12 protein-coding genes and 1 pseudogene are annotated in these 12,528 nt (G+C 63.5%); 7 read left to right on the top strand and 6 right to left on the bottom strand.

The window, feature by feature from the left end:
• Nucleotides 1-71: 71 nt before the first annotated feature.
• The gene (locus JOE27_RS09550) at nt 72-629 is read right to left on the bottom strand and encodes an NAD(P)H nitroreductase (RefSeq protein ID WP_046785411.1); all 558 of its coding nucleotides are present in this window, start codon (nt 627-629) and stop codon (nt 72-74) included.
• A gap of 181 nt (nt 630-810) precedes the next feature.
• Here JOE27_RS09550 and JOE27_RS09555 point away from each other — a divergent pair, with 181 nt between their 5' ends.
• Nucleotides 811-2,265, top strand: coding sequence for a TrkH family potassium uptake protein (locus tag JOE27_RS09555; protein WP_115274146.1), 1,455 nt, complete (start codon nt 811-813; stop codon nt 2,263-2,265).
• Here JOE27_RS09555 and JOE27_RS09560 read toward each other — a convergent pair.
• The gene (locus JOE27_RS09560; RefSeq protein WP_012315624.1) at nt 2,222-3,283 is read right to left on the bottom strand and encodes an AraC family transcriptional regulator; all 1,062 of its coding nucleotides are present in this window, start codon (nt 3,281-3,283) and stop codon (nt 2,222-2,224) included. The two genes, JOE27_RS09555 and JOE27_RS09560, sit on opposite strands and share 44 nt — an antisense overlap.
• A 155-nt stretch (nt 3,284-3,438) precedes the next feature.
• On the opposite strand from JOE27_RS09560, the gene JOE27_RS09565 reads away from it, so the two are divergent.
• Complete coding sequence (locus JOE27_RS09565) at nt 3,439-3,750, top strand: DUF962 domain-containing protein (RefSeq protein WP_008091834.1); 312 nt, start codon at nt 3,439-3,441, stop codon at nt 3,748-3,750.
• Nucleotides 3,751-3,765: 15 nt separating this feature from the next.
• Here the strand turns inward: JOE27_RS09565 and JOE27_RS09570 are convergent, their stop codons facing one another.
• Nucleotides 3,766-4,578, bottom strand: a complete 813-nt coding sequence (locus JOE27_RS09570) for a UDP-2,3-diacylglucosamine diphosphatase (RefSeq protein WP_046785412.1) — start codon at nt 4,576-4,578, stop codon at nt 3,766-3,768.
• A gap of 126 nt (nt 4,579-4,704) precedes the next feature.
• Between JOE27_RS09570 and JOE27_RS09575 the strand changes: the two are divergent.
• A pseudogene (locus tag JOE27_RS09575) lies at nt 4,705-5,097 on the top strand (AraC family transcriptional regulator); the annotation flags it as partial.
• 56 nt (nt 5,098-5,153) lie between these two features.
• Nucleotides 5,154-6,044, top strand: a complete 891-nt coding sequence (locus JOE27_RS09580; protein ID WP_115274145.1) for an EamA family transporter — start codon at nt 5,154-5,156, stop codon at nt 6,042-6,044.
• On the opposite strand, the gene JOE27_RS09585 is transcribed toward JOE27_RS09580, so the two are convergent.
• Nucleotides 6,045-6,326, bottom strand: coding sequence for a SelT/SelW/SelH family protein (locus JOE27_RS09585; RefSeq protein ID WP_125924520.1), 282 nt, complete (start codon nt 6,324-6,326; stop codon nt 6,045-6,047).
• 66 nt (nt 6,327-6,392) lie between these two features.
• Here JOE27_RS09585 and JOE27_RS09590 point away from each other — a divergent pair, with 66 nt between their 5' ends.
• Nucleotides 6,393-8,576: a patatin-like phospholipase family protein gene (locus JOE27_RS09590; protein ID WP_046785415.1), complete on the top strand. Its 2,184-nt coding sequence runs from the start codon at nt 6,393-6,395 to the stop codon at nt 8,574-8,576.
• A 21-nt stretch (nt 8,577-8,597) separates the two neighbouring features.
• Here the strand turns inward: JOE27_RS09590 and JOE27_RS09595 are convergent, their stop codons facing one another.
• Both JOE27_RS09595 and recQ read right to left on the bottom strand, forming a co-directional pair.
• The gene (locus JOE27_RS09595) at nt 8,598-9,035 is read right to left on the bottom strand and encodes a MarR family transcriptional regulator (RefSeq protein WP_046785416.1); all 438 of its coding nucleotides are present in this window, start codon (nt 9,033-9,035) and stop codon (nt 8,598-8,600) included.
• 141 nt (nt 9,036-9,176) lie between these two features.
• Nucleotides 9,177-11,321 carry a DNA helicase RecQ gene (gene recQ / locus JOE27_RS09600; RefSeq protein WP_046785417.1) on the bottom strand — a complete coding sequence of 715 codons (2,145 nt, stop codon included), beginning with the start codon at nt 11,319-11,321 and terminating at the stop codon, nt 9,177-9,179.
• A gap of 245 nt (nt 11,322-11,566) precedes the next feature.
• Between recQ and JOE27_RS09605 the strand changes: the two genes are divergently transcribed.
• Together JOE27_RS09605 and JOE27_RS09610 are read left to right on the top strand one after the other, a co-directional pair.
• On the top strand, nt 11,567-12,154 hold the full coding sequence (locus tag JOE27_RS09605; RefSeq protein WP_039602166.1) for a YecA family protein: 588 nt from the start codon (nt 11,567-11,569) through the stop codon (nt 12,152-12,154).
• 7 nt (nt 12,155-12,161) lie between these two features.
• The gene (locus JOE27_RS09610) at nt 12,162-12,527 is read left to right on the top strand and encodes a YbaN family protein (protein WP_012315633.1); all 366 of its coding nucleotides are present in this window, start codon (nt 12,162-12,164) and stop codon (nt 12,525-12,527) included.
• Nucleotide 12,528 lies beyond the last annotated feature (1 nt).

Below are 12,528 nucleotides of genomic sequence, written 5' to 3' on the forward strand. Positions count from 1 at the left end.
CTGCTCTCCAGCTCAGCGCAAACCCAGTGGGCCGGCTTGGCGGCGATTGGGCCGCACAGTGGCCCCTGGCGTCATTCGCCCCAGGCGCTGACGAACTCGGCGGTTTGCAGAACCGGTGCAGTACGCGGCTCGGCCATCGGCGTACCGACATACAGGTAACCGATCAACTCTTCGTTCTCGCCCAGCCCCAAGCCCTTGTGCACATGGGCATCGAAGGCCATGTCGCCGGTACGCCACACTGCACCGATACCTTGGGCATGTGCGGCTATCAGGATGCCATGCGCCGCACAGCCTGCCGCCAGGCGCTGCTCCGACATCGGCACCTTGTAGTGGTCCTGCAGCCTGGCGATCACCACGATCAGCAGCGGCGCACGCAACGGCATGGCGCGGGCCTTGTCCAGCGCAGCCTGGGTAGCATCGCCCTTGTTCTGCACCGCTTCGGCAAACAGCTCGCCGAGCTTCTCGCGGCCCTGGCCTTCGATGGTCAGAAAGCGCCATGGCCGCAGCTGGCCGTGATCGGGCGCGCGCAGCGCAGCCTGGAACAGCGCCTCGCGCTGAGCGGCATTTGGCGCAGGTTCAGTGAGGCGTGGCACGGATACACGGTTGAGCAATGCGTCGAGAGCCTCCATCGGCTACCCTCCTGGCAGTTGAATGTGCGGCCATTCTCAAGCTGCAAGCGCCAAGCTGCAAGCTGCAAGCAGAAGCCGCCCGGTGCACACGGCCATTTCTTCCAGCTTCTAGCTTGCAGCTTGCAGCTGCCAGACCCACAGGTAGAATGGCGCCCTTCCGTTCAGAGTCAGAGCAGATCACATGGCGTTGCCGACCTTAAGGATCATTGGTTTCATCATCGGCATCTTCCTGATCACCCTGGCGGTCAGCATGGTCGTCCCCATGGCGACGCTGGTGGTCTTCGAACGTACCGGCGACATGCCGTCGTTCCTCTGGTCAAGCCTGATCACCTTCGTGGCAGGCTTGCTCCTGATCATCCAGGGCCGCCCGGAGCATGTGCACCTGCGCCCGCGCGACATGTACCTGCTGACTGTCAGCAGCTGGCTGGTGGTAGGCGTGTTCGCCGCCCTGCCCTTCCTGCTGACCCAACACATCAGCTACACCGACGCCTTCTTCGAAAGCATGTCCGGCATCACTGCCACTGGTGCCACCGTGCTCAGCGGGCTGGACACCATGTCGCCGGGCATCCTGATGTGGCGCTCGATGCTGCACTGGCTCGGCGGTATCGGCTTCATCGCCATGGCGGTGGCGATCCTGCCGCTGCTGCGCATCGGTGGCATGCGCCTGTTCCAGACCGAATCGTCCGACCGTTCGGAGAAGGTCATGCCGCGCTCGCACATGGTCGCCAAGTCGATCGTCGGGGTGTACGTGTGCTTCTCGGTGCTGGGCGCCCTGGCCTTCTGGTGGGCCGGCATGAAGCCGTTCGACGCCATCAACCACGCCATGTCAGCCATTTCCACCGGGGGGTTCTCGACCTCGGACCAGTCCCTCGCCAAATGGGACATCCCTGCCGTGCACTGGGTCGCGGTAGTTGTGATGATTCTTGGCAGCCTGCCATTCGCCTTGTACGTAGCCACCCTGCGAGGCAACCGCAAGGCGCTGATTCGCGACCAGCAGGTCCAGGGGCTGCTTGGCTTGCTGGTGGTCACCTGGCTGGTACTGGGCACCTGGTACTGGGCCACCACCAACCTGCACTGGCTCGATGCCTTGCGTCACGTGGCGTTCAACGTGACCTCGGTGATCACCACCACCGGTTTCGCGCTGGGCGACTACAGCCTGTGGGGCAATTTTTCGCTGATGCTGTTCTTCTACCTGGGCTTCGTCGGTGGCTGCTCTGGTTCGACCGCCGGCGGTATCAAGATCTTCCGCTTCCAGGTGGCCTACATCCTGCTCAAGGCCAGCCTCAACCAGTTGATTCACCCGCGCGCGGTGATCAAACAGAAATATAACGGCCATCGCCTGGACGAAGAGATCGTGCGTTCGATCCTGACCTTCTCGTTCTTCTTCGCGATCACCATCTGCGTCATGGCGTTGCTACTGTCGCTGCTGGGCGTGGACTGGATGACCGCACTGACCGGCGCCGCCGCAACCGTTTCGGGCGTTGGCCCGGGCCTGGGTGATGTGATCGGCCCGGCAGGCAACTACGCCATGCTGCCGGACGCGGCCAAGTGGATTCTTGCCGGCGGCATGCTGCTCGGCCGCCTGGAGATCATCACGGTGCTGGTGCTGTGCATGCCGGCGTTCTGGCGTCACTGACCACTTCGGGGTCCGCGCCCAGACGGGCGCGATACTCGCTGGGGGTGACGTCGAACCAGCGGCGGAAGGCCCGGTAGAAGTTGCTCGGGTCAGCGAACCCCAACAGGTAGGCGGTTTCCAGCAAGGTCATGCCGGGCTGGGCGAGGTACTGCTCTGCCAGCTCGCGACGGGTGTCGTCCAGCAATGCCTGGAAGCTGGTGCCCTCTTCCTGCAAGCGGCGCTGCAGGGTGCGCTGGGACAGGTGCAGCGCCTGGGCCAGGGTTTCCCGCTTGGGTTCGCCCTGAGGCAGGATGCGGCAAAGCACCTGGCGCACCCGGTGGGTCACCCGGCTTTCAGAGAAGCGTGCCAGATATTCCCCGGCAAACCGGTCGTGCAGAATGGCCATGGCCTCATTGGCGGTCGGTAGCGCAGCTTCCATGTCGGCGCGCTCGAACACCAGCGCGTCGTGCGGCGCACCGAACACCAGCGGGGAATGGAAAGCCACCTTGTAGGGCTCGACGTTCTTGGGTTGAGGCCCCTGGATCAGCACCCGCCGCGGCTGGATGGGCCGCCCGCTGAGCCACTTGCACAGCGCCAGCGCACAGGCCAGCGAAGCCTCTGCACTGTGCCGCGTCGGTGGCAGGTGATCACCGTGTACGGTGAGGATCAGCGAATACCCCTCAGGCCCCAGGCGGAAGCTCAGGTCGGAGCTTTCGGCGATGATGCGCTGGTAGCGCACCAGGCGCTCGAAACCTTCGGCCAGGGTGCGGCTGGACATCAAGGCGTAGCCCACCACATGGAACGAAGCCGGCCTGACCACCCGCGCCATGTTCAGGCCGATCGCTTCATTGCCCGACAGTTCTACAGCCAGTTGCCAAAGGCGGGTCATGGAATCCTGAGGGAACCGCGCATCGGGGTCGTCGAGGGCAGCGAAATCCAGGCCGAGTTGCTCGAACATGGCCGGGCAGTCGAGCCCTTCCAGCTCGAGCGCCTTCACAATCCCTGATGCCCAGCTGGCTGACGTGGTTCTCTCACTCATGACAGGCTTCTTATCCTGACCGCTTCATGCGGTTAACCTCAAGGATACTCATTTGGCGCCTATTGTCACTGGTAGGCTCCGCCAATGACTCTAGACTCGATTCAGGCTCCACGCCGTGTATCCTGTCAAAAAGTGTCAATCCTGGAGCACTGCTCATGAACAGCACAGCGCAGTTTCGCAGTTTTGCCGAGTTCTACCCCTATTACCTGGGGGAGCACAGCAACCCCACCTGCCGGCGCCTGCACTTTGTCGGTACCAGCCTGGTGATCGCCCTGCTGGCGTACACCATCGGCAGCGGCAAATGGCTGCTGCTACTGGCAGTGCCGCTGTTCGGCTATGGGTTTGCCTGGGTCGGGCACTTCTTTTTCGAGAAAAACCGGCCGGCAACCTTCAAGCATCCGCTGTACAGCCTGATTGGCGATTTCGCCATGTTCCGCGACATTCTGCTGGGCAGGATCAGCCTCTAGTTTCTCGGGCGCCTGTCACGCAGGTTCGCGCAACCCCGCAACGCCCTCTGCCTGCCGTAGCTGTGCGTCGGCCAGCCGGTACAGCTCGATACTGCCATCCCAATGCTCGATCAGCGCAGTGCAGGATTCCACCCAATCGCCACAATTGAGGTAATCCACATCCCCGACCTTGCGGATTTCGGCATGGTGGATATGCCCGCACACCACCCCGTGAAAGCCGCGACGGGTGCACTCATGGGCAATGGCATCCTCGAAATCGCTGATGAAGTTCACCGCGCCTTTGACCTTGTGCTTGAGGTAGGCCGAAAGCGACCAATAACCATAACCGTAGCGGGCCCGCCAGTGGTTGAGCCAGCGGTTGAGGACCAGCGTGAATTCGTAGGCACGGTCACCGAGAAAAGCCAGCCAGCGGTGATAACGGGTAATCACATCGAACTGGTCACCATGGATCACTAACAGCCGACGACCATCAGCGGTGAGATGCTCGGCCTCGTCCACCAACTGGATGTTGCCCAGGACCAGCCTGGAGTAGCGCCGCAGGAACTCATCATGGTTGCCCGTCACGTAGATCACCTCGGTGCCACGTTTGCTCATGGTCAACAAACGGCGGATCACGTTGGTGTGGGCCTGCGGCCAGTAGATACCGCCGCGCAGCTTCCAGCCATCGATGATGTCACCGACCAGATAGATACGGTCGGCCTGGTAGCCCTTGAGAAAGCGCGACAGGTGTTCGGCCTGACAGTCGCGGGTGCCCAGATGCACGTCAGATATCCACAGGGTGCGTACGCGCTGCTTGCGTGACGGGCGAGAGAGTTCGGCATGGGTCATGGGCGGGCTCCGGCGCTGTTTGCTGGAGACTGGCATCCGCACATGACAGGCTGGTTGCAGCGATGTGATCGGTGCTGGCCAGCCAGGAATGCGGCACAATGGCGCTCTGCCCTGCGAGGACCCACCATGACCGCCGGCCCGATTCTTTCCCTTCGCCACTACCGCGACGACGTGATCGCCCACAGCCACGACCACCCACAGTTGGTGTTCGGCCTGCGTGGCCGGCTGGACTTCGAGGTGCAAGGGCATGGGGCACGGATCGACCGTCAAGGCCTGATCGTTGTGCCGGCCGGCGCCCATCACACCTGTGGCAGCGATGCCGGCAGCCACTGCCTGGTCCTCGATGTACCGAGCGATGATTGGCTGGACGAGCAACTCGGCGAGCATGCCAACGCCAGCCGGCGCCTGCTGGACCGCTCTGCCGCGCTGGGCCTGGACCCTCGCCAGCAGCAACTGGTGGACTGGCTGGCGGCAAGCCCGGTGGACGATCCGCTGATCGCCCGCCAAGGGGCAGGCCTCTTCGGGTAAACGCACAAAAAGTCCGCGACTGAACAAACGCATTTCAAAGGACCACCATGAACCACCGTACAGCCCTGGGCGCCCTGCACATCGGCGCACTGTTCTTCGGCCTGACCGGCGTGTTTGGCAAACTGGCCGCCAGCGCCAGCCCGGCCATCATCGTCTTCGGCCGTGCCGCCTTCGCCGTGCTCGCCCTTGCGCTGTTCGCCAGCCTCGCCGGCCCAGGCTGGCAGCGCCTGCGCAGCCAGGACGTACAGCGCCTCTTGCTGGGTGGTGTGCTGCTGGCCGGCCACTGGGTCAGCTTCTTCATCGCCGTCAAAGTCGGTGGCGTGGCTATCGCCACCCTCGGCTTCGCCAGTTTCCCGGCGTTTACCGTGATGCTCGAAGGGGTGCTGTTCCGTGAACGCATCCGCCGCAACGAAGCACTGCTGGTATTGCTGGTGAGCATCGGCCTGGTTCTGGTGACGCCGTCTTTCGACCTGGCCAGCGAAGCCACGGGCGGACTGCTGTGGGCGCTGCTTTCCGGCTTGCTGTTCTCGCTGCTGTCGCTGACCAACCGGGCAGGCTCGGGGCGCTTGCCCGCCGTACAGGCAGCGCTGTGGCAAAACCTCGTGGTCGGCCTGTGCCTGTTGCCGTTCGCCGTGCATGGCCTGGGCGCGGTGAAGCCGATGGACTGGCTGTGGATCGCCCTGCTAGGGGTTTTCTGCACGGGCGTCGCCCACAGCCTGTTCGTCGCCAGCCTGGCAGTGATCAAGGCACGCACTGCCGCGGTGGTTTTCGGCATGGAACCGGTCTACGGCATCGCTGTTGCCTGGATGGTGTTCGCCGAAACACCAACCCTGCGCATGCTGCTGGGCGGTGCACTGATCATCTTCGCCATTGTGCTTTCCAGCCGCCTTGGCGCCGAGCAGCCGCCCAAGCCACGCACCGTGGCCGAGGGCGCCTGATCAGCGATCGTTGTGCCCAAGGTCGCGCTGCGGGTCGATCTGGTCACGCACGCGCTGCTTGAGCACCTTGGCCTCTGGGAAACCACCGTCAGCCTTGCGTTCCCAGATCTGCACGCCATTGCAGGTGATGCGGAAGGTGCCGCCGGTAGCGGGCTCCAGCGCCACCCGGGCCAGGTCGTCGGCGAAGGTGCTGAGCAGTTCCTGGGCCAGCCAGGCGGCGCGCAGCAGCCATTGGCACTGCGTGCAATATGTGATGACGATTTCCGGCTTGTTGTCGGCCATGGTGCGCTTTCTCCAGGTAGGGGCCGCTTATACTAGCGGTCTTTAACCCCCTGTTTGAGACTCACGATGCGCCGCCTGCTGTTCTGCCTTTTGCTGACGCTCAGCTCTTTCACCGTGCTCGCCGAAGCGGCACGCCCCAAGGTCGGCCTGGTACTCTCCGGGGGCGCCGCCCGTGGCCTGGCCCACATCGGCGTGCTCAAGGCCCTGGAGGAACAGGGCGTGCGCATCGACGCCATCGCCGGCACCAGCATGGGCGCGGTGGTTGGCGGCCTGTATGCGTCCGGCTACAGCGTCGAGGAACTGGAAAAACTCGCCACTACGCTCGACTGGCAGCAGGCGTTGTCCGATGCCCCACCGCGCAAGGACGTGCCCTTCCGGCGCAAGCAGGATGACCGCGACTTTCTGGTCAAGCAGAAGCTGAGTTTTCGAGACGACGGCAGCCTTGGCCTGCCACTTGGGGTGATTCAGGGCCAGAACCTCGCACTGCTGCTGGAAAGCAAGCTGGCCCACACCGCCGATACCCGCGATTTCGACAAGTTGCCAATACCGTTCCGCGCCGTGGCAACCGACATCGCCAGCGGCGAGAAGGTGGTATTCCGCCGCGGCCACCTGCCCCAGGTGATCCGCGCCAGCATGTCGATCCCGGCGGTGTTCGCCCCTGTCGAGCTTGATGGGCGCCTGCTGGTGGACGGCGGCATGGTCGACAACATTCCCGTGGATGTGGCCCGGGACATGGGCGTTGATCTGGCCATCGTCGTCGATATCGGCACCCCGCTGCGTGACCGCAAGCAACTGGCCACGGTGGTGGATGTACTCAACCAGTCGATCACCCTGATGACACGGCGCAATTCCGAAGAACAACTGGCCAGTTTGCATAGGGATGACATCCTCATCCAGCCACAGCTGGCCGCGTTCGGCGTCACCGACTTCGGCCGCGCGCGCGACATGATCGAGGCCGGCTACCGTGCAACCCGCCTGCTCGACCCTCGCCTGGCCACCCTGCGCCAGCCTGAAGGCGATGCCGAACTGGCCATGGCACGCTCACCGCGCCAGCGCACCCCGGTGATCACGGCCATCAAGGTGGAGAACGATTCCAAGGTCAGCGATGACGTGATCCGCTATTACATCCGCCAGCCAATCGGCGAACCGCTGGAGCTCGACCGCCTGCAAACCGACATGGGCACCCTGTATGGCCTGGACTACTTCGACCGCGTGCAATACCGCGTGGTCCATAAAGGCGACGACAACACCCTGGTGATCAACGCCCGTGGCAAGCGCGGCGGCACCGACTACCTGCGCCTGGGCCTGAACCTGTCGGACGACCTGCGCGGCGACAGCGCCTTCAACCTGGGCGCCAGCTATCGGGTCAATGGTATCAACCAGTTGGGCGCCGAGTGGCTGACGCGCGCGCAGATCGGTGACAAGCAGGAGCTCTACAGCGAGTTCTACCAGCCGCTTGACGTGGGCTCACGCTACTTCATCGCCCCCTATCTGGACTTCGGCTCGCAGAACATCGAAGCCACCCTGGACAGCGACCCAGTAGCCGAATACCGCCTCGAGCGCTACGGTTTCGGTCTCAACGTCGGCCGCCAGATCGGCACCTATGGCGAAGTGCGCCTGGGTGCGGGCAAGGCCTGGGGCGAGGCCGAGGTGCGCATTGGTGAACAGGACCTGCCCAAGGTCAGTTTCAACGAAGGTTTCTACGAGCTGAAATACTCGTTCGACACGCTCGACAATGTGTACTTCCCGCACAGTGGCGAGAACATAGGCCTGACCCTGCGCAAATACGACAAATCGCTGGACTCGGACGCGGACTATCGCCAGTGGATGTTCAATCTGGACAAGGCTTTGAGCAGCGGGCCGAACACGCTGGTGCTCGGTGGTGGGTATGGACGCACGCTCGACGACACCGAAGTCGTGACGTCGAGCTTTGTGCTTGGCGGGGCGCGGCAACTGTCCGGGTTCCGCCAGGACTCGGTATCCGGGCAGAACGTGAGCCTGCTGCGCATGGTCTATTACCGCCGCCTCACGCCGCGTTCCTATCTGCCGCTGGACTTCCCGCTGTACATAGGCGGGTCACTCGAGCGCGGACGGGCGTGGAACAACGACAATGAGTTCGACAGTGGCTACATCAATGCCGCCAGTATCTTCCTGGGGCTGGACACGCCACTGGGGCCGTTGAGCCTCAGCTATGGGGCCAACAGCGCGGATGAGCAGGCAATCTACTTGAACCTGGGCAATACGTTCTGAGCCTGAAGCCCGAACCGGGCCTCAGGATTTTTCCAGGTTGGCCAGAATCTTCGCATGCACCCGCATGCACACATCCAGGTCAGCCTCATCCACCCCGGTGAACAATTCCAGGCGCAGGGCATTGGCGATGGTTTCGATCTGCTCGATCAGGGGCTTGGCCGGTGGACACAACTGGATCTTCTTCGCCCGCCGGTCCTCAAGCACCGCCTGGCGTCGAACCAGGCCCTGGTTTTCCAGGCTGTCTAGCAGACGCGCCAGGGTCGGGCCTTCCACGCCTACACTTTGCGCCAGCTCGCGCTGGGTCGGCGCTTCTTCGAAACGAGCCAGGTGCAGCAACACCAGCCAGCGCGCCTGGGACAGGTTGAGCCCGGCCAGGCGGCGATCCAGTTCGGCACGCCAGCCACGGGACATCTGGGCCAGCTGCATGCCGAAACGGTGTTGGTTGTCGGTCAGGGGCATAAACAACTCATTGACTAGAACTAATTATTAGTCAGCTAACCATGCCCCGGGCCATCAGGCAAGGCTGCCCCACCCGCAAAGCCCTGAAAATCGTCAAAAAGGATGACATTGATCAGCGGATGTCCGAAATGTCTTCCATCGTCAGAGCTCGAATTCCGCCGCCAGCGCAGCACGCACGCAGTACAGCACACCCTCGGGTATGCGTGCGCCGAACAGCGGAGCAATGGCCGATACCGGTGGCAGCTCGCCTTCGCCATCGAGGAAGGCATCCTGCACCTCCATCAGCAAGTCTTCAGGCAGGTCCAGCGCCTGGTCCAGGCTCAGTTCCTGGCGCCCAATGGCCTCGGCCAGCAAGCTGTAGACGTTCTTTTCGCTGCAATTGAGCTGGCCGGCGATCTGTGCCGGGGTCATGCCGGCACGGGCAAGGCTGACCAGTTCGTGGCGCAGGTCGAGTACCACCTTGGGCGCCTCGGTGGTGCCACCGGCGTCATTGAGCACTTCGAGGAAGGCCTGGCCATAGCGCTCCAGCTTGCGCGCACCCACACCGCTGACCTGGGCCATGTCGCTGAGGCTGGCCGGCTGGCTGCGCAGCATCTCCAGCAGCGTGGAGTCCGGGAAGATGACATAAGGCGGCACGCTGTGCTCTTCGGCCAGTTTGCGGCGCAACGTGCGCAGCGCTTCCCACAGCTCGCGCTCTTCGGCGCGCACCAGCTGGCTGGCCGGGCTGCCGCCGCCGGAAGAAGTTTTCGCCACTGTCTGCGGCTTGAGGTCGCGACGCAACTGCAAGGTCACTTCGCCGCGCAGCAGCGGCCTGCAGCTGTCGGACAGGCGCAGGCCGCCGTAGCCTTCCAGGTCGATGTCGACCAGCCCGCGGGCCACCAACTGGCGGAACAGCGAACGCCATTCAACCTCGGCCATCGCCTTGCCAACACCGAACACCGAGAGTTTTTCGTGGCCGAAATTGCGCACTTTCTCGGTATCCTTGCCCAGCAGCACATCGATCAGGTGGCCGACACCATAACGCTGGCCGGTACGGAACACCGCCGACAGCGCCTGGCGCGCAGGCTCGGTGGCATCCCAGGTCTGGACCTGGTCGACGCAGTTGTCGCAGTGCCCGCAGGGCTGTTCGAGTACTTCATCGAAATAGGCCAGCAACGCCTGGCGGCGACAACGGGTTTCCTCGCACAGCGCCAGCATGGCGTCGAGCTTGTGTTGCTCGACGCGCTTGTGGCGCTCGTCCCCGTCGGAGTTCTGCAGCATCTGCTTGAGCATCACCATGTCCTGCAGGCCGTAGGCCATCCAGGCATCGGACGGCAGGCCATCCCGGCCGGCACGCCCCGTCTCCTGGTAATAGGCCTCGAGCGACTTGGGCAGGTCGAGGTGGGCGACGAAGCGCACGTTGGGCTTGTCGATGCCCATGCCGAAGGCGATGGTGGCGACCATGATCAGCCCTTCCTCGTTGAGGAAGCGGTGCTGGTTGGCCGAACGGGTTTCAGCAGCCAGGCCGGCGTGGTACGGCAACGCCGGGAAGCCTTGGTCGCACAGGTAGGCAGCGGTCTCATCGACCTTCTTGCGTGACAGGCAGTAGACGATGCCGGCGTTGCCGCGGCGCTCGCCGAGGAAGGCCATCAACTGCTTGCGCGGCGACTCCTTGGGCACGATGCGGTAGAAGATATTTGGCCGGTCGAAGCTCGACAGGAAGCGTTCGGCGCCCTGCAGGTGCAGGCGCTGGACGATTTCCTCGCGGGTGCGCATGTCGGCGGTAGCGGTCAGGGCGATGCGCGGCACGTGCGGGAACAGCTCGGCCAGTTGGCCCAGTTGCAAGTATTCCGGGCGGAAATCGTGACCCCATTGCGAAACGCAGTGGGCCTCGTCGATGGCGAACAGGGAAACGTCCAGGCCGCGAAGGAAATCCAGCATCCGCGGCTGTACCAGGCGCTCAGGCGCCAGGTAAAGCATCTTCACTTCACCGCGACGCAGGCGCCCGGCGAGGTCACGCTGCTGTTCCGCACTGAGGGTGGAGTTCAGGGCAGCCGCCGCGACCCCGAGTTCATCGAGGGTGGCGACCTGGTCGTCCATCAGCGCGATCAGCGGCGACACCACCACGGTCAGGCCCGGGCGCAACAGCCCAGGTACCTGGAAACACAGCGACTTGCCGCCACCGGTGGGCATCAGCACCAGGGCATCGCCGCCATTGGCCACGCATTCGATGATTGCTGCCTGGCGCCCACGGAAACTGTCGTAGCCGAAGATATCCTTGAGAACGCGCTGAGCCTGTTCGAGCATGTGCAACTCCACAAATCGCCGTACCATCCTGGACACAGGCTGGACGAAAAACCCGCTCCGCACACGCCAAATGCGTAAGCGGCTTTTGCCAGAGGCCGGGGAAACCCGCCCCTTGGGTGAAAAACCGCGAAGTATACCCCAGTGCCAGGCTGTGCAGGATGCCCGGTGACAGACGTTCCCTTTGCCCCGCCATCGCCGCAAGGTGCTAGAATTCACTATCGTTTATTCCCCAAGGTAGCCCTGTAATGTCCTTCGCCGAGCAACTGACCCGCCTGCAAGCCTTCCTCGACGCCGATGAGCTGCACGAAGAAGCGCTGGACTACGTCGCCGCCCACGGCTACCTGACCGCGCTGTCGATCTGCTCGGAAGACGTCCCCGAACGTGAATGGATCGACGCGCTGTTCGCCGAAGAGCCCCATTACGCCAGCGATGCCCAGCGCACCGAGATCGAAGCTACCTTGGTGGCACTGAAGGGCCATATCGCCCGTCAGCTGGCCAGCGACGAAGAATTCGACCTGCCGTGCGAGCTGGACCTGACCGACGAGCCGGACGACTCCGACCTGCGCGGCTGGTGCATCGGCTTCATGGAAGGCGTTTTCCTGCGTGAAGAGGCCTGGTTCGAGAACGCCGAAGAAGAAGTCAGCGAGATGCTGCTGCCGATCATGGTCGGTTCGGGCCTGTTCGACGAACAACCGGAATTCGCCGACATCGCCAGCAACGCCAACCTGCAGGACGACATGATCGTGCAGATCCCAGAGGCGCTGAGCGCGTTGTTCCTGCTGCTGCACGCACCTGACGAGAAGCCTGCGCTGCTCAAACCACGCCACCACTGAGTCGGCTGTGCGCTACCTGCTGCTGGCCATCGGCTGGCTCAGCGTCGCGCTGGGGGTGCTGGGGATCTTCCTGCCGGTGTTGCCCACCACCCCTTTCCTGCTGCTGGCGGCGGCCTGCTTCGCCCGCAGCTCGCCACGCTTTCATCACTGGCTGGTCAACCACCCCACGCTAGGGCCGTGGATCCGCGACTACCTGAGCGGTGAAGGTATCCCCTTGAAGGGCAAGGTATACGCCATCGGCCTGATGTGGGCGAGCATCGGCCTGTCCTGCTACCTGGTGCCCCTGTTCTGGGCACGGGCCTTCATGCTGACCAGTGCGGTGCTTGTGAGCCTGTACATTCTCAAGCAGAAGACATTGCACCGGCCAGGCTGAA

This window comes from Pseudomonas sp. M5, from assembly GCF_016907075.1.
GTDB lineage: Bacteria > Pseudomonadota > Gammaproteobacteria > Pseudomonadales > Pseudomonadaceae > Aquipseudomonas > Aquipseudomonas putida_E.